The sequence below is a fragment of the Variovorax paradoxus genome (assembly GCF_030811855.1).
GTDB lineage: Bacteria > Pseudomonadota > Gammaproteobacteria > Burkholderiales > Burkholderiaceae_C > Variovorax > Variovorax paradoxus_L.
The window spans coordinates 198,383-217,170 of sequence record NZ_JAUSRN010000001.1 but is presented as its reverse complement, the minus strand read 5'-3'; the positions used below and the strand labels follow the sequence as shown (position 1 = coordinate 217,170).

Annotated in this window: 16 protein-coding genes and 1 pseudogene; 9 read left to right on the top strand and 8 right to left on the bottom strand. The window is 66.5% G+C overall.

Features of this window, described 5'->3' with window-relative positions; translation table 11 throughout:
• The first annotated feature begins 1 nt into the window (after position 1).
• From J2X92_RS01115 to J2X92_RS01105, 3 genes are read left to right on the top strand one after another with little or no spacing between them, the layout of a single operon-like run.
• Positions 2 to 1,264, top strand: a complete 1,263-nt coding sequence (locus J2X92_RS01115; protein ID WP_307572743.1) for an SfnB family sulfur acquisition oxidoreductase — start codon at positions 2 to 4, stop codon at positions 1,262 to 1,264.
• Positions 1,265 to 1,310: 46 nt separating this feature from the next.
• Positions 1,311 to 2,171, top strand: a complete 861-nt coding sequence (locus tag J2X92_RS01110) for a MetQ/NlpA family ABC transporter substrate-binding protein (RefSeq protein ID WP_307572742.1) — start codon at positions 1,311 to 1,313, stop codon at positions 2,169 to 2,171.
• Position 2,172: 1 nt separating this feature from the next.
• Positions 2,173 to 3,543 carry an LLM class flavin-dependent oxidoreductase gene (locus J2X92_RS01105; protein WP_307572740.1) on the top strand — a complete coding sequence of 457 codons (1,371 nt, stop codon included), beginning with the start codon at positions 2,173 to 2,175 and terminating at the stop codon, positions 3,541 to 3,543.
• On the opposite strand, the gene J2X92_RS01100 is transcribed toward J2X92_RS01105, so the two are convergent.
• From J2X92_RS01100 to J2X92_RS01070, 7 genes are read right to left on the bottom strand one after another with little or no spacing between them, the layout of a single operon-like run.
• A complete protein-coding gene (locus tag J2X92_RS01100; protein ID WP_307572739.1) occupies positions 3,544 to 4,764 on the bottom strand; it encodes an acyl-CoA dehydrogenase family protein in 1,221 nt (406 codons plus the stop codon).
• Between the two features lie 35 nt (positions 4,765 to 4,799).
• Positions 4,800 to 6,164: an LLM class flavin-dependent oxidoreductase gene (locus J2X92_RS01095; protein ID WP_307572737.1), complete on the bottom strand. Its 1,365-nt coding sequence runs from the start codon at positions 6,162 to 6,164 to the stop codon at positions 4,800 to 4,802.
• A gap of 41 nt (positions 6,165 to 6,205) precedes the next feature.
• Positions 6,206 to 7,069: an ABC transporter ATP-binding protein gene (locus tag J2X92_RS01090; RefSeq protein ID WP_307572736.1), complete on the bottom strand. Its 864-nt coding sequence runs from the start codon at positions 7,067 to 7,069 to the stop codon at positions 6,206 to 6,208.
• A 25-nt stretch (positions 7,070 to 7,094) separates the two neighbouring features.
• Positions 7,095 to 7,895, bottom strand: coding sequence for an ABC transporter permease (locus tag J2X92_RS01085; RefSeq protein WP_307572735.1), 801 nt, complete (start codon positions 7,893 to 7,895; stop codon positions 7,095 to 7,097).
• The gene (locus J2X92_RS01080; RefSeq protein ID WP_307572734.1) at positions 7,892 to 8,761 is read right to left on the bottom strand and encodes an ABC transporter permease; all 870 of its coding nucleotides are present in this window, start codon (positions 8,759 to 8,761) and stop codon (positions 7,892 to 7,894) included. Before J2X92_RS01080 ends, J2X92_RS01085 begins: the two co-directional genes overlap by 4 nt.
• A complete protein-coding gene (locus tag J2X92_RS01075) occupies positions 8,758 to 9,867 on the bottom strand; it encodes an ABC transporter substrate-binding protein (protein WP_307572732.1) in 1,110 nt (369 codons plus the stop codon). The genes J2X92_RS01080 and J2X92_RS01075 overlap by 4 nt, the downstream gene beginning before the upstream one ends.
• Positions 9,868 to 9,875: 8 nt before the next feature.
• On the bottom strand, positions 9,876 to 11,393 hold the full coding sequence (locus J2X92_RS01070; RefSeq protein WP_307572730.1) for an amidohydrolase family protein: 1,518 nt from the start codon (positions 11,391 to 11,393) through the stop codon (positions 9,876 to 9,878).
• 265 nt (positions 11,394 to 11,658) lie between these two features.
• Here J2X92_RS01070 and J2X92_RS01065 point away from each other — a divergent pair.
• Positions 11,659 to 11,985 (top strand): annotated as a pseudogene (locus tag J2X92_RS01065) (MetQ/NlpA family ABC transporter substrate-binding protein); the annotation flags it as partial.
• 294 nt (positions 11,986 to 12,279) lie between these two features.
• Here the strand turns inward: J2X92_RS01065 and J2X92_RS01060 are convergent.
• Entirely contained in the window at positions 12,280 to 13,647 is a 1,368-nt protein-coding gene (locus tag J2X92_RS01060) for a sigma-54 interaction domain-containing protein (protein WP_307572729.1), read from the bottom strand.
• Between the two features lie 218 nt (positions 13,648 to 13,865).
• Between J2X92_RS01060 and J2X92_RS01055 the strand changes: the two genes are divergently transcribed.
• The 5 genes from J2X92_RS01055 to nthA are packed head-to-tail and all read left to right on the top strand — an operon-like array spanning position 13,866 to position 18,784.
• Positions 13,866 to 14,657: an alpha/beta fold hydrolase gene (locus J2X92_RS01055; protein ID WP_307572727.1), complete on the top strand. Its 792-nt coding sequence runs from the start codon at positions 13,866 to 13,868 to the stop codon at positions 14,655 to 14,657.
• A 32-nt stretch (positions 14,658 to 14,689) separates the two neighbouring features.
• The gene (locus J2X92_RS01050) at positions 14,690 to 16,360 is read left to right on the top strand and encodes an MFS transporter (RefSeq protein WP_307572726.1); all 1,671 of its coding nucleotides are present in this window, start codon (positions 14,690 to 14,692) and stop codon (positions 16,358 to 16,360) included.
• Positions 16,361 to 16,371: 11 nt separating this feature from the next.
• Positions 16,372 to 17,394 (top strand): CobW family GTP-binding protein, encoded by a 1,023-nt coding sequence (locus tag J2X92_RS01045; RefSeq protein ID WP_307572725.1) that lies wholly within the window; start codon positions 16,372 to 16,374, stop codon positions 17,392 to 17,394.
• A complete protein-coding gene (nthB, locus tag J2X92_RS01040; protein WP_307572723.1) occupies positions 17,391 to 18,158 on the top strand; it encodes a nitrile hydratase subunit beta in 768 nt (255 codons plus the stop codon). The genes J2X92_RS01045 and nthB overlap by 4 nt, the downstream gene beginning before the upstream one ends.
• Entirely contained in the window at positions 18,155 to 18,784 is a 630-nt protein-coding gene (gene nthA, locus J2X92_RS01035) for a nitrile hydratase subunit alpha (RefSeq protein WP_307572721.1), read from the top strand. Before nthB ends, nthA begins: the two co-directional genes overlap by 4 nt.
• Positions 18,785 to 18,788: the final 4 nt, after the last annotated feature.

Genomic DNA, 18,788 nt, shown 5'->3' with positions numbered 1-18,788 from the left:
GATGCCGCTTACCGCCGTTCTTTCCGATCGTGCATCCGGGGCAGGGGCTGAGCCCGTTGCCGCCCCCGTCGCGGCGCATAAACCGCTGCGCATCCGCGACGACGCTCAGGCACTGCAGATCGCACGCGAGCTCGCTGCCGACTTCGCGCGGGACGCCGCGGCGCGCGACCGCGAGCGGCGCCTGCCCTGGGCCGAGCTGGGGCGCTTCACCGCCAGCGGCCTCTGGGCGATCACCGTCCCGCGCGAGCACGGCGGTGCCGGCGTTTCATTGCGCACGCTGGCGGAGGTCATCGCCATCGTCTCGGCCGCCGACGGCTCGCTCGGGCAGATTCCGCAGAACCACTACTACGCGCTGGAGGTGCTGAGGGTCGGGGGCACCGAGGCCCAGAAAAGCTTCTTCTACCGCCGCGTACTCGAAGGCGAGCGCTTCGGCAACGCGCTCGCGGAGATCGGCCACAAGGACTTCAAGCGTCGCACGCGCCTGCACGAAGAGGGCGGCAGTCTGCAGATCGACGGCCAGAAGTTCTATTGCACCGGCGCACTGTTCGCGCACTGGATTCCTACGCTGGTCGTGGCGCAGGAGGGCGCTCGCGAGGTGACCAAGCTTGCCTTCGTGCCGCGCCGCGCCCAGGGCGTGAGCATCGTGGACGACTGGGACGGCTTCGGCCAACGCGTGACGGGCAGCGGCTCAGTGCGCTTCGAAGGCGTGCAGGTCGACCCGGCCTGGGTCATTCCTTTTTTGGCTTCCTTCGAGCGGCCCACCACGATCGGCCCATTCGCGCAGCTGCTGCATGCCGCCATCGATCTTGGCATCGGGCGCGGCGCCTTCGAGGCCACGCTGCCCTTCGTGCGCGAGCGCGCGCGGCCATGGATCGATGCCGGCGTGGAACGCGCCAGCGAAGACCCGCTCGCGATCCACCTGACCGGCGAGGTGGCGGTGCGCCTGCGCGCGGCCGAGGCCTTGCTGCGCCGCGCCGCGCGTTTCGTGGAGGCAGCGCAGCGCGCCCCCGACGAGCACAGCGTGGCCGCAGCCTCGATCGCGGTGGCCGAGGCTCGCGTGCTGAGCACCACCGCCTCGCTGGATGCCGGCAACCGCCTGTTCGAGCTGGCCGGAACCGGCGCCACGCTTGACGGCCTGGGGCTGGACCGCTTCTGGCGCAACGCGCGCACCCACACGCTGCACGACCCGGTGCGCTGGAAGTACCACCACATCGGCAACTACTACCTCAACGACCGGCTTCCGCCGCGCCACGGCGCCCTGTGAGCACCGGCCTCTTTCTTCCTTGTTCGTTTCTTCTTCGGAGTTTCCCTTGAGCCGCTTCCCGTCGATTCCGGCCGCGCTGTCGCGCCGCCGCCTGCTGCAACTCACCTCGGCCGCGGCCGCTGCCGGTGCGGGCCTGCCGGCCTTCTCGGCGCTGAAGGAGCAGCCCGGCACCACCAGGATCCTGAAGGTCGGCGTGACGACCGGTCCGCACGAGCAGACCTTCGAGGTTGCCAAGCGCGTGGCCGAGCGCGACTACGGCCTCAAGATCCAGATCGTGCCCTTCACCGACTACAGCCGGCCCAACGCCGCGCTGGATGCCGGAGACCTGGATGCCAACAGCTTCCAGCACCGGCCCTTCCTTGCGGCGCAGGTGCGTTCGCGCGGCTACAAGATCGTGGGCTTCGGCCGCACCTGGATCGGCCCTATCGCGATCTATTCGCGCAAGTACAAGGCCTTCAAGGACCTGCCGGAAGGCGCCAGCATTGCAATTCCCAACGACCCGTCGAACGAAAGCCGTGTGCTGCTGCTGTTGCAGAAGGCGGGCGCCATCAAGCTCAAGAGCGGCATCGATCCGATCGCGGGCATCAACGCCACGCCGCGCGACATCATGGAGAACCCCCGGAAGTTCCGTTTTGTGGAGATCGAGGCCGCCCAACTGCCACGCACACTCGACGATACCGACGCCTCGGCCGTCAACGCGGACTATGCCAACAAGGCAGGTCTCAATCCGGCGCGGGACGGCATCCTGGTCGAGGACAAGGAAGGTCCCTACGCCTGCCTGATTGCGGTGCGCGAGCAGGACAAGGACCAGCCCTGGGTCGGCCAGCTCGTCAAGGCCTACCAGACCGACGAGGTGCGCGATTTCATCGTCAAGACCTTCGCCGGCGGCGTGCTGCCGGCGTTCTGACATGGCGCATAAGAAAGAGATCCTGCTCAACGCGTTCAACATGAACTGCGTGGGCCACATCAACCACGGCCTGTGGACCCATCCGCGCGACCGCTCGCTCGAGTACAACACGCTCGAATACTGGACCGACATGGCGCGCACCTTGGAGCGCGGCTTTTTCGACGGCCTGTTCATTGCCGACATCGTGGGCGTCTACGATGTCTACCGGCACAACGTCGACGTGACGCTGCGCGAGTCGATCCAGCTCCCGGTGAACGACCCGCTGCTGCTGGTGTCGGCCATGGCGGCGGCAACCCGGCACCTGGGCTTCGGCGTCACCGTCAATCTGACCTACGAGCAGCCCTACCTGCTGGCGCGGCGCTTCTCGACGCTGGACCATCTCACGCGCGGTCGCATCGGCTGGAACATCGTCACCGGCTATCTGGACAGCGCCGCGCGCGCGATGGGCCTGAGCGAGCAGATTGCGCACGACGAGCGCTACGAACGGGCCGACGAGTATCTGGAAGTGCTCTACAAGTTGTGGGAGGGAAGCTGGGAAGACGAAGCCGTGCAACGCGACAAGGCCGCGCGCGTGTTCGCGGACCCGGCCCGGGTGCACAAGGTGCGGCACGAGGGCCGGTACCACCAGGTCGAGGGGTATCACCTGGCTGAACCCTCGCCCCAGCGCACGCCTGTCTTGTTCCAGGCTGGCAGTTCGGGCCGTGGCCAGCGCTTTGCAGCGCGGCATGCCGAGTGCGTCTTCATCTCGCCGCCCAGCAAGGATGCGGCGCGCAAGAGCGTGCAGGCGCTGCGGGAGCAACTGGTACTGGCGGGCCGGCGCCCAGACGACATCAAGGTGTTCGTCGGCGCGGCGGTGGTGCCGGGCGCCAGCGCGAAAGAGGCGCAGGAAAAATATGCGGACTATCGAGACTACGCAAGCCGCGAGGCGGGCTTGGCCCATTTCTCTGCCAGCACCGGCATCGACTACGCGCGCTACGGCCTGGACGAACCAATCGACTACGGAAAAACCAACGCGATCGAATCGGCGACCCGCACCGCCGCGCAGCAGGGCTGGACGCGCCGCAAACTGCTGGACCTGTTCGAACTCGGTGGGCGCTATCCGGCCATCGTCGGCGATGCGTCGCAAGTGGCGGACGAACTGCAGTCCTGGATCGACGAGACCGGCGTGGATGGCTTCAACCTGAGCCGTACCGTGGTGCCCGAGAGCTATGAGGAATTCGTGGACCTGATCGTGCCTGAGCTGCAAAACCGTGGCGTCTACAAGACCGCCTACGCCGAAGGCAGCCTGCGGCGCAAGCTGTTCGACGCCGGCGACCGGTTACCCGCGCGGCACGCCGCGGCGCAGTTCCGGCATCGCGCCGGCGAAGCCTGATCAACTCTCGCTCCGGGTTCCCACTGCCCAATAGAAGGTCGGCCGGGTTCCGTTGAGTGCATGGTCGCCGACCGTGCGCGCCTTGTAGATCACCGGGTTGTGCGAGGCCAGGGTGCGCGCGTTGCGCCAGTGGCGATCCAGCCGTCGGTCTTCCTGCAGCGCCGAGGCGCCGCCGATGTCGAACAGGCGCGTCGCAGCGTTCAGCACGGTGTCGACGATGCCCACCTGCGCCTTGGCGGTGCGCAGCTCCACGTCGACGATCAGGCTCTCGGGAATGGGCTCGCCGCGCTGGCGCAGGCGGTCGATGTCGCCCAGTCCGCGGGCTACTGCAGCCACGGCCGCTGCCGCCGTGAAGGCGGCGCTGGAAAGCTGCCCCACCACTTGCTGCACCACTGGATCTTCCCGCGGTGTGGTGCCGCTGCCATGGCTGTACACGCGCTTGCGCGGCTGCACGAAGGCAACCGCATCGCGTTCGATCGCGCGCGCGATGCCGGCCAGCGTGGCCAGGTGGGTGAGCTGGAAATGCGCGGTGAGCGGCGTCGGCCGATCGCGATCGTAAGACAGCACATGGCCCGGCTCGACAGCGACGCGGCGAAAACGGGTGGTGCCCGACCCCGTCAGGCGCTGCCCGAAACCGCGCCAGTCGTCGATGCGCTCCACGCCGCGCGCCTCCGCGGGCACAAGCACCAGCACCCGTCCTTGCTTGCCCAGCTCGTCCGCGCGCTGGGCTGTCACGGGAATCCAGTCGGCGTAGAGAGTCCCTGTGCTGTAGTACTTGTCGCCATCGAGGAGCCAGCCCCTGCCATCGCGTTTGAGCGTGGTCTGCAGCGTGCCCACCTCGGCTTCGCCCAGCTCGGTGGTGGCATTGCCGAAGATCGCGCCATCGGCGGCACGCCGCAGCCAGGGTGCATGCAGTTCGGGATCGATCTCGGCGTAGAGCCGTTCGATGAACCCGAAGTGCGCGCGCAGGATCTGCGGCAGGTTGGAATCGGACGCGCCAAGCTCGATGAGCAAGTCGAACAGCTGCTCGACAGAAGCGCCAAGGCCGCCATGGGCGAGCGGCACGCGCAACGCGCCGAAGTTCGCCTCGCGCAGCCAGGTGACGGCGTCGTAGGCCAGCGCGCGCTCGTTCTCGCGTTGGGCGGCATGCTCGGCGATGCGGGCGAACACGGGGCGGAAGCGCTCGGCGAGTTGTTCGTAGGCAGGAGGTTGCGGGGGCATGGACGATGGCGGAACAAGAAAGGTGGGGAACGCGGTCACGCGATGGCGGCCTGATGCGCTTCGCGGGCCGAATGCGCGCGATGCACGGGCCGCTGCAAACCCAGGTGCTCACGCAGCGTTCGGCCTTCGTACTCGGTGCGGAACAGGCCGCGCCGCCGCAGCTCGGGCAGCACGAGCTCGATGAAATCGTCCAGCCCGCCCGGGAACCACGGCGCCATGATGTTGAAGCCGTCCGCGCCGCCTTCCTCGAACCACTGCTGCAGCTGGTCGGCAATGCGGGAAGGCGTGCCCACCACCTGCTGGTGGCCGCGCGCGCCGGCAATGCGCAGATAGAGATCGCGGATGCTGAGGTTTTCGCGGCGCGCCAGGTCCAGCAACAGCCGTTGGCGGCTCTTGGGGCCGTTGGTTTCCGGCAGTTCGGGCAGCGGGGCGTCGACCGGAAGGCCGGAAAAGTCGAAGCCTCCGATCACGTTCGACAGCAGCGACACGCCAACCACCGGATGCACGAGTTGCTGCAGCTGCTCGAACTTCTCCTCGGCCTCTGCCTGCGTGCGGCCCACCACCGGGAAGATGCCGGGCATGATCTTCACCTCGTCGGGGTGGCGGCCATGGCGCGGCAGCCGGCCCTTGATGTCGGCATAGAAGGCCTTCGCCTCCTCGAAGGTCTGGTGCGCGACGAAGATCACTTCGGCCGTGCGCGCGGCAAGGTCCCGGCCAGCCTCCGAAGCACCGGCCTGCACCACCACCGGCCGTCCCTGCGGCGAGCGTGCGACGTTGAGCGGGCCGCGCACCGAGAAGTGCGTGCCCTTGTGGCCCAGCACGTGCAGCTTGTGCCCGTCGAAGTACTGGCCGCTTTGCTTGTCGCGCACGAAGCTGTCGTCCTCCCAGCTGTCCCACAGGCCCGTGACCACATCGTGAAACTCGGCCGCCCGTTCGTAGCGCAGCGCGTGCTCGAAATGCTCGTCGCGGTTGAAGTTCTGCGCCTCGCCGGTGCCGCTGGAAGTCACGAGGTTCCAGCCCGAGCGCCCACCGCTGATCTGGTCGAGTGAAGCGAACTTGCGCGCTACGTTGAATGGCTCGTTGAAGCTCGTCGACACCGTGGCGATGAGCCCGATGCGCTCGGTCAGCGCCGCGATGGCGGAGAGCAGCGTGAGCGGTTCAAAGTGGTCGGCGCGCGCCGTGCGCGAGAGCGAAGGCAGGTCGCTGTTGCGCACGCCGACGGAGTCGGCCAGGAAGACGGCGTCGAACTTGGCCGCTTCCGCCTTCTGTGCGAGCTCGACGTAGTGGCGAAAGTTGCTCCCGGCATCGGCCTGCGCGCCTGGATGACGCCAGGCCGCGATGTGGTGGCCGGTCTGCATGAGGAAGGCGCCGAGCTTGAACTGGCACGTGGATGAAGCCATGGGTCGAATGCCTTGGAATAAGGTGGAAGGGGTTGCGGCGCTCACCACGCCAGCTGCAGCCGCTGCGGCAGGCCGGCCTCGGCCGATATGGGCGGTTGCGGCGTGGCGACCGGTGCGCGATCGGCATCCGCATCGAGAAAGTCGCTGAGCACGTCGTCGCGCAAGGCGATGAAGGCCGGGTCGCTGCGGTTGCGCGGGTGCGGCAGGTCGACCTCCACCGTGCGCCGGATGCGGCCGGGCGACGGCTGCATCACCACCACGCGATCGCCGAGGAATACGGCTTCCTCAACATCGTGGGTCACCAGCAGCATGGTGATGCGCTCCTTCTGCCAGATGCGCTGAAGCTCGTTCTGCAGGCGCGAGCGTGTGAGCGCATCGAGCGCGCCGAAGGGTTCGTCGAGCAGCAGCACGCGCGGCCGGTTCACCAGGCCCCGCGCGATCGCCACGCGCTGCGCCATGCCGCCTGAGATCTGGTGCGGCCACGATTTCTCGAATCCTTCGAGTCCAACCAGAGCGACGTGCTCGGCCACCAGTTCGCGCTTCTCTTTGGCGCTGAAGGGTGAGTTGCGCAGCCCGACTGCGATGTTCTGCTCCACCGTGAGCCAGGGAAAGAGGCGATGGTCCTGGAACACGATGCCGCGCTCGCGGCCTGTGCCCGAGATCGGTTCGCCGTCCAGCAGGATTTTTCCCTCGTACTGCGCGTCGAGGCCGAGGATGAGCCGCAGCAAAGTGGACTTGCCGCAGCCGCTGGTGCCGACGATGCTCACGAAACGGCCGGCCGGAACATGCAGGTCGATGCCTTCGAGCACCTGCAGTTCACCGCCGCTGGCCTGCGTATTCGCATAGCGCTTGCCGAGCCCGCGGATGTCGAGTTCGTTGGAAGGGTTCGCAAGGAGGGATGTCATGAGAGGAGAGTTCTTTCTGCGTGGTTCATGCGCGCCCGGTCCAGCGCGCCAGGCGGCGCTCCAGCGCGCGGGCCGAGGCGTTCATGAGCCAGCCCACGAGGCCGATCACGAACATGCCGAAGATGACCAGGTCCATCTGGAAATGCTCGCTGCCCTCGATCAGCGTGTTGCCGATGCCTCGGCCGGCCACCAGCAGGTATTCGGCGCCGATGGTTGCGAGCCAGGAATAGATGAGCGCCAGGTAGACGCCCGTGAAGATCGAAGGCAGGGCGGCCGGCAGCACGACCTGCGTGACGGTTTGCCAGCGCGTGTAGCCGTAGACGCGCGCCACCTCGAGCAGGCCGGCGGGCGCGGTGCGGATACCGTCGCAGGTGTTGACCACCACCGGCACCAGCGCGGCCAGCGAGAGAAACACCACCTTGGCCACGTCACCGAGGCCGAACCATACCGAGATCAGCGGAATCCACGCGAACAGAGAGATCTGCTTGAAGGTGTTGAAGCTCGGGCCGACGATGCGGTTGAAAAGCGGCGACAGGCCCAGCAGCGCGCCGAGCACGAGGCCCGAGACGGTGCCGATCAGGAAGCCCGTCGCCTCGCGCGCGAGGCTGGCGCTGAGGGCCCGCCAGAGGCGTCCGCTCGCCACCTGGTCCACCGCGGTGTCGAACACCTTGGTCGGGGAGACCAGCAGCGCCGAGTTCACGACATCGAGCGACGACAGCAGCCACCACAGCAAGGCAGCCGCCACGGGCAGCACGAAGCCGCGCCAGCGACTGCGCTGCTTGGGCTGCAGCGGCTGCACGGCAGCCAGTTCGGCGGCGTCGCTCATCGCGCGGCTCCGCCGGGTTGGCGCTGGTGCACCGCGGTTTCGAGGCGGTCGAGCAGGCGGTCGATGGCATAGCCAATGGCGCCCACCACGATCACGGCCGCCATCACCAGGTCGAGCTGGAACAGCTGCCGGCCATAGACGATGAGGTAGCCCAGCCCTTCGCTCGATGCCACGAGTTCCACCACGACCAGCGAGAGCCAGGCTTTGGTGAAGCCCAGCCGCACGCCGGTGAAGAGGGTGGGTACGGCATGCGGCAGCACGATTTCAAGCACCTGCTGTCGCCGCGTGTAGCCATAGACCTCGCCCACTTCGCGCAGGGCGGAAGGCGTCTGCCGGAAACCCTGCAGCGTGTTGAGTGCCACCGGCACCAGCGCCGCCTTGGCGATGAGGATGTATTTCAGCGGTTCGCCGATGCCCACGATCAGCAGCACGAAGGGCAGCCAGGCCAGCACCGGGATCTGCACCAGCGCATTGAAGGTGGGCAGCACATAAGCCTCGAAGCAGCGCGACAGTCCCATGGCCGAGCCCAGTGCAAGACCAAGAAGGCTGCCGGCCGCGAAGCCGACGCCAACGCGCGTGAAACTGGTGCTCACATGCAGCCAGAGATCGCCGCTCGTGGCCAGGTCGCGCAAGGTTTCCCAGACGAACTGCGGCGGCGGCAGCACCTGCGGCGAGATCCAGCCCTGCTCGGCGCCCGTGAACCACAGCGCCAGCAGCGCGAAGGGCAGGAGCCAGGGCAGGGCGCCTTCACCGGCGCGGCCGATGCGGCGCCAGGGCAGCGATGATGCGATCGAGCGCGCTCCGGCGGAGACGGGCGCGTCGGCGCGAGGCCGCAGGACGGCCGTCAACTTGGCTTCGGCACTCATCTGGCCGCGACCGATGCGGCCGGCCCGCCCTTGGGATTGCCCTTGGCGTCGTAGACCGTCCAGTAGTTCTCGAGGCCCTGCTTCTTCAACGCGTTCTTCAGGTAGCGCGTGTCGAACCAGTCGTCCACCGACACCTCGCGGCGGATCAGCTTGAGCTTGAGCGCGTCGGCCACCACGGCCTTGTAGCGCCCAATGATGAAGTCATCGACCAGCGGCGAGTTGCGCACCGCGAGTTGCTGCTGATCAAACTCCGCCGCCCAGGAAGCAACTGGCGTGCCGCTGCGCGCCCAGATGCGGAAGAGCTCGTCGCGGTTCTTCTCGTCGGACGACCAACGCGCCGCCCGCACGAACACGTCGACCACGCGCTGAACCTCGGCCGGGTTGGCCTGCTCGAAGTCGGAGCGCACCAGCAGCGAAGCCTGGCGCGTGAAGGCCGGGTCCTGCCCCTGGGTGGAGTACACCACCTTGGCGAGGCCTTGGTCGCGAACCTTGAACCATTCGTAGCCACCGAAGGCCGCATCCACGCCGTTGGACACCAGCGCGGCCTGCGCGCTGCCGGTGTCGAGGTTGACGCCCTTGATGTCGCGCTCGGCCAGCCCGTTGGCGGCAAGCACGTTGATGGCCACGAGGTGGCCGTTGGTGCCGCGGAAGATCGAGACCGTGCGGTCCTTCAGGTCCTTGATCGAACGGATCTCCGACTTGGTCGGCGTCACCAGGTACAGGTTGTTGCGTGCGCCGCTCACCACCAGCAGCTTGGTCTTCAGGCCATTGGAGCGGCCAACGATCGACGGCAGGTCGCCCTGGTAGGCGAAGTCGATCTGCTTGTTCGAAAGCGCCTCGTTTACCGCCGGGCCGGCACCCTTGAAGAAGAGCCATTCGACCTTCACGCCCGACGCCTTGAACTCTTCTTCGAGCCAATTGTTGACGCGCGCGACGCCGCCCGGCGAGCCGCCCCAGGTGACGGGATCGCCGCCGCCCGCGGTGGCGACGCCGATGCGGATGGTCTCCGGCGCCGCCTGCGCGGGCCACGCGGCGGCTGCCATCAGCGCCAGCGCGCCGAGCGGCGCGGCCCAACGGCGCAGGCGTGCGAGCACATTGCGTGTCATGTTGTCGTTCACTTCGCGCCTTTCAGGCCGAGCTTGCGGCCGACTTCGGTGCCCTCGAAGAAGCGCGGATTGGCCTCGGTATAGAAGCGGTGCGGGTTGTCGAAGACGAAGGCCTTGAAGTCCGCGGCCGAGATCACGCCCTGTTGCATCAGGTCCCAGGTTTCCGCCAGCGGCTCGGTGAACTCGGGCACGTCCCAATGGCCCACGTCGGACGACCAGATCGCGTTGATCTTCGTGCCCAGCGGATTCACCTTGGTGTTGAAGGCCGCGGCCACCGTGCGGTCGTCGGCCTCGGAGCCAAAGTAGAAGTTGTTCACCCAGCGGTCGCGGATGTCCTCGACCTTCTCGATGCCGGCGAGCGCGAAGTCGTCGATCTCCGATTCATTCGGCTCGCGGCTGTGCGGCAGCGCGGAAATGCCGAGGCTGTCGCGCAGCAGCTTCGACTTGTCGAGCGCGCGCCCTTTGAGCAGGTCGGCACCGTAGCGTTCGAACAGCGAGGCGAGCAGCTCGATGTCGGCTTCCGCGGGATCGTAGTTGCGCACCGCGTTCTTGTTGCGCTTTTCCCAGCGGTCCACGAGGTGCGTGTAGACGTGCGCGCCCCAGTCGGCGCCGCCTTCGAGCAGGCCCACGCGCAGCCCCGGAAAGCGCCGCGTCACGCCGCCGAAGAACAGCGCCTTGGCAAACGCCTGCGAGCCGTCGGCGAAGTGGCCGATGTGGTTGTTCATGTAGTTGCTGATCGACTGCCGGCCCGTCCAGCCTTGGCTGCCATAGTGCGTGGTGACGGGAACGCCCAGCTCCACCACCTTGGCCCAGAAGGGGTCGTAGTCGTGCTCGCTGTCGATGCCGTAGAAGTCGATGTAGCCGGTCTGCTTTGCGATCTCCGGGTGCTCCTTCGCCGGATACTTCTCGGCGATGGCGCCGATCGGACGGCGCACCCCGCCGGCGATGTTGATCACCTTCAGGCCGAGCGTCTTGACCGCGAACTCCAGTTCCTCGATGCCTTCCTGCGGCGTGTGCAGCGGGATGCCCGCCACCGGCGTCAGGCGGTCGGCGTACGGTCGGTATTGGTCGGCATGGAAGTGGTTGATCGCGCGGTGCAGCGGCTGGCGGTATTCGCTGCCGGCTGCGGCCGGTGAGAGCACGTCGTTGGGGAAAAGGATCGAATAGTCCGAGCCTTGCTCGCCCAGGCGCTCGTAGAGCAACGCGGGCAGCGTGTAGGTGGCCAGGTCGTAGGTGTTGCGCGTCACGCGGGCCCACCACGGCGCCCGCAGCGTGCGGTGGAACTGGCGCTCCTCGGGCGTCTGCTGGTACCAGTCCTTGCCGCCGCCGTTGCGCGTGACGAAGCGCCCGCCCAGCGCCTTGCGCAGCGCGTCGACCAGCTTGCTGCCGCCGTACTGCGCCACGTAATCCTCCAGCACGGGGGCGTAGTCGTTGACATGGACATCCGTGTCGATCACGGGATGGTCGAGGCCGGCTTTCACGGCAGCGGAGCGCGATGCGTGCACGCGGTTCAAACGATCGTTCATCTGCGGGATCCTTCGAGGAAAAGAATCGCCGAAGACTAAGCGGCGCCTGCGGGCCCGCCAAAGAAGGCTTTCGGTATTGCTTAGCCGGTGCATGCATAAGGAGCGGCCGCACGCCCCTTCGCCACGGCGCATGCGAAAAACACATATGCATGCGCTTATCGGTTGCTTGGGCCCGGGAGTGTCGCGGCTAACCTGCGACGCCCCATCTTTCCCTTCGTGAGGAAAGTGGTTCGACAAAAATTCATTTCTTGAGGGAATCCCGAACATGTTGCTTTCATTTCGCCGCGCCTATTTCGTCGTGGCACTGGCCATCGCCGGTTTCGGTGCTGCCGCCCAGGCGCAAGAGGCGCTGCGCGTGGCCGCGTCACCCGTGCCGCACGCAGAGATCCTGGAGTTCATCCGGCCGCAGTTGAAGGCGCAGGGCGTTGACCTGCAGGTGAAGGTGTTCAGCGACTATGTGCAGCCGAACCTTGCCGTGAGCGACAAGCAGCTGGACGCCAACTTCTTCCAGAATCGCCCCTACCTGGAGTCCTTCACCAAAGACCGGAAGTCGGACATCGTCGAAGTGCCGAACAGCGACGTGCACATCGACTGATGTGCTCTCCAGTTGGCGCGGAGTCACGCACTTTCTTCGCCAACACAGTAATGGCCGGATTGGCGCCCAGTTCAGGGAGTTTTGCGGATTTGTACTTCAGCCTTGAGCAGCGCTTGCCAGCACCAGCCGCTACGGTGCGCCAACGGCGCGAACGCCAGACTCGTCCTTTCCTAAAAGGCTGCTTGGTTCGTAGATCACACTTGATCTCAGACGGCTCGCACATACTGCAGCGCAGCTATGCAGCTATGCAGCTATGCAGCTATGCAGCTATGCAGCTATGCAGCTATGCAGCTATGCAGGTGAGCGCCGTAGCTCCCGATACAGCGTCGCGCGGCTGATGCCCAGCCGGCGCGCGGCCTCGTCCTTGTCGCCGGCGGTCTCCGCGAGCGTCTTCCGTATGAAGGCATCGCGCTCGCGGTCCAGATGTGCTTGCAACGTGGTCGTTGCCGTCATTCCGCGCTGATCGGGCGCGGCCTGCGGACGCTTCGCGGCGGACACTTCCGGCAGCCCGGCTTCGCCCGAGAGCAAAAAGCGCAGCAGCGCGGCTTCCAACTGCCGCACGTTGCCTGGCCAGTCGAAGGCCAGCCATCGCGCGCGAACAGATGAGGGTGCACGGCGTCCCGGCAGGCCTTCGCGCAGCGCGATGCGCTCGAGCAACTGCTCGGCCAGCCACTCCAGGTCGTCGCGCTCGCGCAGCGCGGGCATGTGCACGCCGAGCACATTGAGCCGGTAGTACAGGTCGGCCCTGAACTGGCCCGCGTCCACACGCTCTTGAAGGTCGCGGTGGGTGGCGCAGACGACGCGGGTGTCGATCGGGATCGGCGAGACGCCGCCCACGCGCACGATCTCCTGGTTCTGTACGGCGCGCAGGAGGCTGGCCTGCAGGCTGAGGGGCATGTCGCCGATCTCGTCGAGGAACAGCGTGCCGCCGCTCGCGAGTTCGAACTTGCCCGGCTTGCCGCGCGTCCGGGCGCCGGTGAAGGCACCGCCTTCGTAGCCGAAGAGCTCCGCATCGATCAGCGATTCCGGAATGGACGCGCAGTTGACCCACACGAACGGCCGCCGAGCGCGCGGCGACAGCGCATGGATCGCGTTGGCCGCGAGTTCCTTTCCGCTGCCGGTCTCGCCCTGGACGAGCACGGGCAGCGAGAGCGGCGCGGCCTGTTCGATGGCCGCGCGCACCGCGTCCATCCGGGTGCCTTGGCCCAGGATGTCGTCGATGCCGTAGCGCGCGGTCCACGGCGTGGGCGGGCTGTGGATGGCACGTCCCTGGTCGCCGACGACGGCCACCGCCTTCTTCAGCGCCGCCATGTTGGAGAACAGCGCCAGACCGACCGCGCCGATGATTCGATCGTCCTGGTAGACGGGCACCTGCCGCGCGAGCAACTGGTGGCCCCGCACTTCGAGCGGCATCATGGTCACGGAGAGGTCGCCGCGCGCCACGTGGTGCAGGCGCGTCTTCGGCGACACGACATCGGTGATGTGACGGCCGATGAAGTCTTCCTGGGGGCCGCCCAGCAGGCGGCAGTAGGGCGCATTGATGAGCACGACGCGGCCATTGGTGTCGACCGCCACCAGGCAGTCGGACACGTGGTCGAGCACGCGGCGCAGGAACTCGGCTTCGTTCTGGCCGGAGCCGAACCATTCGGGAAAGGGCATTTCTCGTCTCGTATTTGCGACGTTGGGACTCAATGCTGAGACTAAGGCAATGTACTCCAGGCCGTCAATCGAAGCCCTGGCGAGCATTTCTTCAAGTAAATCAAGCACTTGTCGAAATCGTGAAAACGTCCGCCGAGCGGGCCTCGGATTTGCTCTGTGCCCTCCGCCTCGCATTCGACGCCGCGCGGCGGCTTCCACCCTTTCACCTGGAAATGCACATGAACGACATTATTTCAATCGGAGACATGCACGTGCGCGTGGCGGGCCACGGCCCGGCGCTCGTCTTTTGCCACGGCTTCACCACGACCGGCGAATTCTGGCGCCAGCAGATGGGCGCGTTCTCGCACGACCACCGATTGGTGGTGCCCGATCTGCCTGGCCATGGCCGCTCGGCATCACCGCGCTCGCGCCGCTACACGATCGATGCGTTCGTGAACGACCTCGTGCTGCTGTTCGACAAGCTGCGTCTCGACGACGCCATCCTCGTGGGGCTGTCGATGGGCGGCACGATCGCCCAGCGTTTCGCGCTCGCGCACCCGAGTCGCTTGCGCGCGCTGGTGCTGGTGGGCGCCACCCCGCACGGGCTCGGCCCGGATGTGAACGTGAAGAATGTGCTGCGCGCCATCGACACCCTCGGCGTCACGGCCGCGAGCCAGGCGGTGATCGACCGCTCGTTCGCCTCCGCCGCCTCGGCTGAACTGGTGGCCTTTGCGCGCGAACAGGTGGCGCAAACGCCGGAATTCGTCGCCCGCGAAGCCATCGTCTCGCTGAACGAGGCCGACAGCCGGGCGCAGCTCGCACGCCTGGCATTGCCGACGCTTGTCGTCTGCGGCGAGGAGGACGCCATCACGCCGCCGGCCGAGTCGAATGCGCTTGCCGCCGGCATTCTCGGCGCGATACTGCAACTGGTGCCAAGCGCCGCGCACTTCCCGATGCTCGAGCAGCCCGAGCGCTTCAATTCGATCCTGCGCGACTTCATCGCTCGCATCGACAACCGGAGCGGCGCTTGACGCGCGCCCGCCATACATCAAGGAGTATGGACATGACATCAACAGCTGAAACATCCCCCGCAACGCCCGAGCGTTCGCGTGAAACGCGCAGGGTGGTCTTTGCCGCGGCGCTTGGCACGGTGCTGGAGTGGTATGACTTCTTCATCTACGGCAGCCTCGCCGTGTTCTTCGGCGGCTTGTTCTTTCCCAAGGGCAACGAGTCGGCGGCCATCCTCGCGTCGCTCGCAACCTTCGGCGCAGGCTTCGTGCTGAGGCCCTTCGGTGCGATCGTCTTCGGGCGTCTGGGCGATCTGGTCGGGCGCAAGAAGACTTTCCTGGTGACGATGATGATCATGGGCACCGCCACCGCCGCGATCGGCTTCCTGCCCACGTTCGAGACCATCGGCTGGGCCGCGCCCGCGCTTCTGGTGCTGCTGCGCCTTCTGCAGGGGCTGGCGATCGGCGGCGAGTTCGGCGGCGCGGTCACCTACATCGCCGAGCATTCCGATCCGCGCCGCCGGGGCTTCATGACCAGCTGGCTGCAGATCACCGGCACCATCGGGCTGCTCGTCTCCCTGGGCGTGATCATGGTGCTGCGCTCGTCGATGTCAGCCGAGTCGTTTGCCTTGTGGGGATGGCGCGTGCCGTTCATGCTGTCGATCGGGCTGCTCGCGTACTCGCTCTACGTTCGCATGCGGCTGGAGGAGTCGCCTGTGTTCCTCGAGATGAAGGCGCACGGCAAGGGCTCGCGAAACCCGGTCAAGGACACCTTCGGCGATCCGCGCACCTTGCGCATCGTGTTGGTGACGATCTTCGGCGCCGTGGCCGGGCAGGCGGTGATCTGGTACACCGCGCACTTCTACAGCCTGCAGTTCCTCACCGCGACGCTCAAGCTGCCGCCGCAGTCCGCCTACGCGTACCTCACGATTGCCCTGGTGCTGGCCACCCCGTTCTTCGTGCTCTTCGGCTGGCTGTCCGACCTGATTGGGCGCAAGTGGATCATGCTGACGGGCTGCCTGCTTTCCGCAATCCTGTTCATGCCGCTTTTCCAGGGCATGGCCAAGTACGGCAACCCGGCGCAGGAAGAGTTTCGCGCCCGCACCCAGGTCGTCATCCAAGGCGGCGATTGCAGCGAGGACCAGTCCTTCATCGGCCAGTTGTTCCAGCCGAAGGCGACCAAGCCGTGCACGCGCGCCCGTTCATTCCTGGCTGCGCAAGGCGTGCCGTACACGTTGCGGCCGCAGGCGGGCGAGCTGCAGTTCGTGGTCGCCGAAACGACGCTGACCGGTTTCGATGAAGCGGCACTGCGCCGCGTGCTGGTCGAGCGCGGCATGCCGCTCACGGCCGATCCGGCACGCGTGAATGCGCCCATGGTCGTGCTGATGCTGTTCGTGCTGGTCCTGCTCGCGACCATGGTGTACGGGCCAATGGGCGCGTTCCTGGTCGAGCAGTTCCCGACGCAGGTGCGCTACAGCGGCGTCTCCGTGGCTCTGCAGTTTGGCAATGGCTGGATTGGCGGCTTTGCGCCGTTCATCGCCACTGCAATGGTCGTGAGCAGCGGCGACATCTTCCGGGGCCTCGTTTACACGATCGCCGTAGCGCTGCTCACGCTGGTGGTGGGTGCCTTCTGCATTCGTGATCGCCGGGGGCTCGACATGCGCGAGCCGATGGCGGCAACGGAACCGCCGCGTGCCACCTCGGCGCTCGCTGCGTCCGAACAGTAGACCGGACCGCCATGGCTCCCGCCAAGATCCCTGTCACGATCGTCACCGGCTTCCTCGGGGCCGGCAAGACCACGCTCGTGAACCACCTGCTGGCGCAGTGCAGCGACACCTATATCGGCATCATCGTCAACGAGTTCGGCGAGGTCGGCATCGACGGGCAGCTGATCGTCGCCGATGACCAACCGCTGATCGAGATCACCAATGGCTGCGTCTGCTGCACGGTGCGAAAGGACCTGACAGCGGCGGTGAACGAGCTGCTGCAACGCGCCGAACGTCCGATCGAGCGGCTGATCATCGAGACCTCCGGCCTGGCCGATCCCGCTCCGGTGCTGCAAAGCTTTCTCGCCGATGCTGACCTGTTGCAACGCGTGGAACTCGAGGCGGTGATCACCGTGGCCGATGCACACCATATCCTGCTCCACATCGGCGAAGACATCGTGCGCGAGCAGATCGCCTTTGCGGACGTGATCGTGCTCAACAAGGTCGAGATTCCCAGCGCACGGGAGCTGGAGCAACTCGAGCGTGAGCTGCGCCGGCTGAACCCGGCCGCGCACCTGGTCCGGACGGAGCGAGCGCAGGTTTCGGCCGCCGAACTGCTTGGCACGAAGCGCTTCTCGCTGCCGCACGTGCTGTCGATCGAACCCGATCTGCTGGACGACGAGGCGCACGACCACGAGCACGACACCTCGATTGGCTCGTGCTGCATGGAAACCGACGGCGCCATCGACCCGGAGCAGTTCAGCCGCTGGATGAACCAGCTGGTCCAGCGTGAAGGCGCGCGGCTGATGCGCACGAAGGGCGTGCTTCACTTCAACGGCGAGGCACGCCAGTTCCACTGTCACAGCGTGCACATGCTGCTCGATGCGCGGCCTGGGCGGCGGTGGAGACCTGACGAGCCGCGCCGCAGCAAGCTGGTCTTCATCGGGCGGGAACTTGCGGGCGACGCGTTGCGCGAGGGTTTCCTCGGATGTCTCGTGGTTCAACCCGAACGGGCGCCGGCTCCTGCCACCGAATCTGAAACGGAGCACCCATGAAACTCCAACATGCGCTGGGCGGCCTTGAGAATCTCGGGCCCGTCAACCTCGAAACCCGAGTCTTCGTCCAGGACTGGGAGAAGCGCATCTTCGGCATCCACACCGTGATGATGGCCGAGAGCGCCCACCTCGCCGATGCATTGCCGAAGTACCCCATGACCACCTTGCCGACAACGTTCAAGGACACCTGGACCTGGGCCTCGCTACGCACCGGTGCCGAGAGCATGCAGCCCTTCGAGTATTTCAAGTTCCGCTACTACGAGAAGTGGCTGATGGGCATCAGCCAGTTTTTTGTCGACGAGGGCTACATCACCGCCGAAGAGCTGGCGCAGTTGACTGCACGCTACCGCGCCCAGCCGGACGCACCGCTTCCTGAGCGGCCGAACGAACCGATCAAGCGACAGGTTGTCGACTACCTGTTGCACGGCGACTCTAGTCAGCGGCCCCTACCGCATGCGCCGCAGTTCACGGCGGGCCAGGCAGTGCATGTGGCTGACCCCGCGGCGGCCGACCATACGCGGCTACCCGGCTACCTGCGCAACAAGAAGGGCACTGTCCGCGAGGTGTACCCAGGTGCCTTCGAGTATTTCTGTTCGACGGGCCCAGACGGGCTGGAAGGACCGATGCCGGTGTACCGCATCGCATTTGACGCGAGCGACATCTGGGGCCCCGACCTCTGCGAACCGAATACGACGATCTACGCCGACCTCTTCGAGGTCTACCTGCAATCCCGAACGCCCGAGAAAGAAGAGAGAACGCCATGAGCAGCGACCTGTTCAAGTACAACGACGAGCGCGAAGCGGCGAGTGCCGCGAAGGTGCGCGCACTGGAGGCCCTGTTGATCGAGAAGGGTGTCATTGGTAGCGACTCGGTCGATGCGGTGCTCGATCATTTCGAGAAGATCGCGGGACCGTTCAACGGTGCGCGTATCGTCGCGAGGGCATGGGTCGATCCCGCTTTCAAGCAGCGTCTGATCGACGACACGCCCACAGCCATCGCCGAGCTTCAGCTGCCAGTGGGCATGGAAGGCGCCGAGGGTGAGCACATGGCGGCGGTGGCCAATGGTCCGGGTGTGCACAACCTGATCATCTGCACGCTCTGTTCCTGCTATCCGTGGCCGGTGCTCGGGCTGCCGCCGTACTGGTACAAGGATCCCGTGTTTCGCGCCCGCGGCGTGCGCGAGCCGCGTGCTGTCTTGCGCGAGTTCGGCGTGCCGATAGGCGAGGACATCGAGGTGAAGGTGTGGGACAGCAGCGCGCAGATCCGCTGGTTTGTCGTGCCCGAGCGGCCGGCCAATACCGACGGCTTCAGCGAAGAGCAACTGGCTGCGCTGGTCACGCCAGAGGCGATGATGGGCGTTGCACTGGTAGCGTCGCCTACAGCGGCCTGAGGCG

Excerpts from the sequence above, each read along its gene's own strand:
- J2X92_RS01085 (WP_307572735.1), bottom strand. The coding sequence starts at position 7,895 with ATGAGCGACGCCGCCGAACTGGCTGCCGTGCAGCCGCTGCAGCCCAAG.
- J2X92_RS01070 (WP_307572730.1), bottom strand. The coding sequence starts at position 11,393 with ATGAACGATCGTTTGAACCGCGTGCACGCATCGCGCTCCGCTGCCGTG.
- J2X92_RS01105 (WP_307572740.1), top strand. The coding sequence starts at position 2,173 with ATGGCGCATAAGAAAGAGATCCTGCTCAACGCGTTCAACATGAACTGC.
- J2X92_RS01080 (WP_307572734.1), bottom strand. The coding sequence starts at position 8,761 with ATGAGTGCCGAAGCCAAGTTGACGGCCGTCCTGCGGCCTCGCGCCGAC.
- J2X92_RS01060 (WP_307572729.1), bottom strand. The coding sequence starts at position 13,647 with ATGCCCTTTCCCGAATGGTTCGGCTCCGGCCAGAACGAAGCCGAGTTC.
- J2X92_RS01095 (WP_307572737.1), bottom strand. The coding sequence starts at position 6,164 with ATGGCTTCATCCACGTGCCAGTTCAAGCTCGGCGCCTTCCTCATGCAG.
- J2X92_RS01075 (WP_307572732.1), bottom strand. The coding sequence starts at position 9,867 with ATGACACGCAATGTGCTCGCACGCCTGCGCCGTTGGGCCGCGCCGCTC.
- nthA (WP_307572721.1), top strand. The coding sequence starts at position 18,155 with ATGAGCAGCGACCTGTTCAAGTACAACGACGAGCGCGAAGCGGCGAGT.
- J2X92_RS01090 (WP_307572736.1), bottom strand. The coding sequence starts at position 7,069 with ATGACATCCCTCCTTGCGAACCCTTCCAACGAACTCGACATCCGCGGG.
- nthB (WP_307572723.1), top strand. The coding sequence starts at position 17,391 with ATGAAACTCCAACATGCGCTGGGCGGCCTTGAGAATCTCGGGCCCGTC.
- J2X92_RS01100 (WP_307572739.1), bottom strand. The coding sequence starts at position 4,764 with ATGCCCCCGCAACCTCCTGCCTACGAACAACTCGCCGAGCGCTTCCGC.
- J2X92_RS01045 (WP_307572725.1), top strand. The coding sequence starts at position 16,372 with ATGGCTCCCGCCAAGATCCCTGTCACGATCGTCACCGGCTTCCTCGGG.
- J2X92_RS01050 (WP_307572726.1), top strand. The coding sequence starts at position 14,690 with ATGACATCAACAGCTGAAACATCCCCCGCAACGCCCGAGCGTTCGCGT.
- J2X92_RS01115 (WP_307572743.1), top strand. The coding sequence starts at position 2 with ATGCCGCTTACCGCCGTTCTTTCCGATCGTGCATCCGGGGCAGGGGCT.
- J2X92_RS01055 (WP_307572727.1), top strand. The coding sequence starts at position 13,866 with ATGAACGACATTATTTCAATCGGAGACATGCACGTGCGCGTGGCGGGC.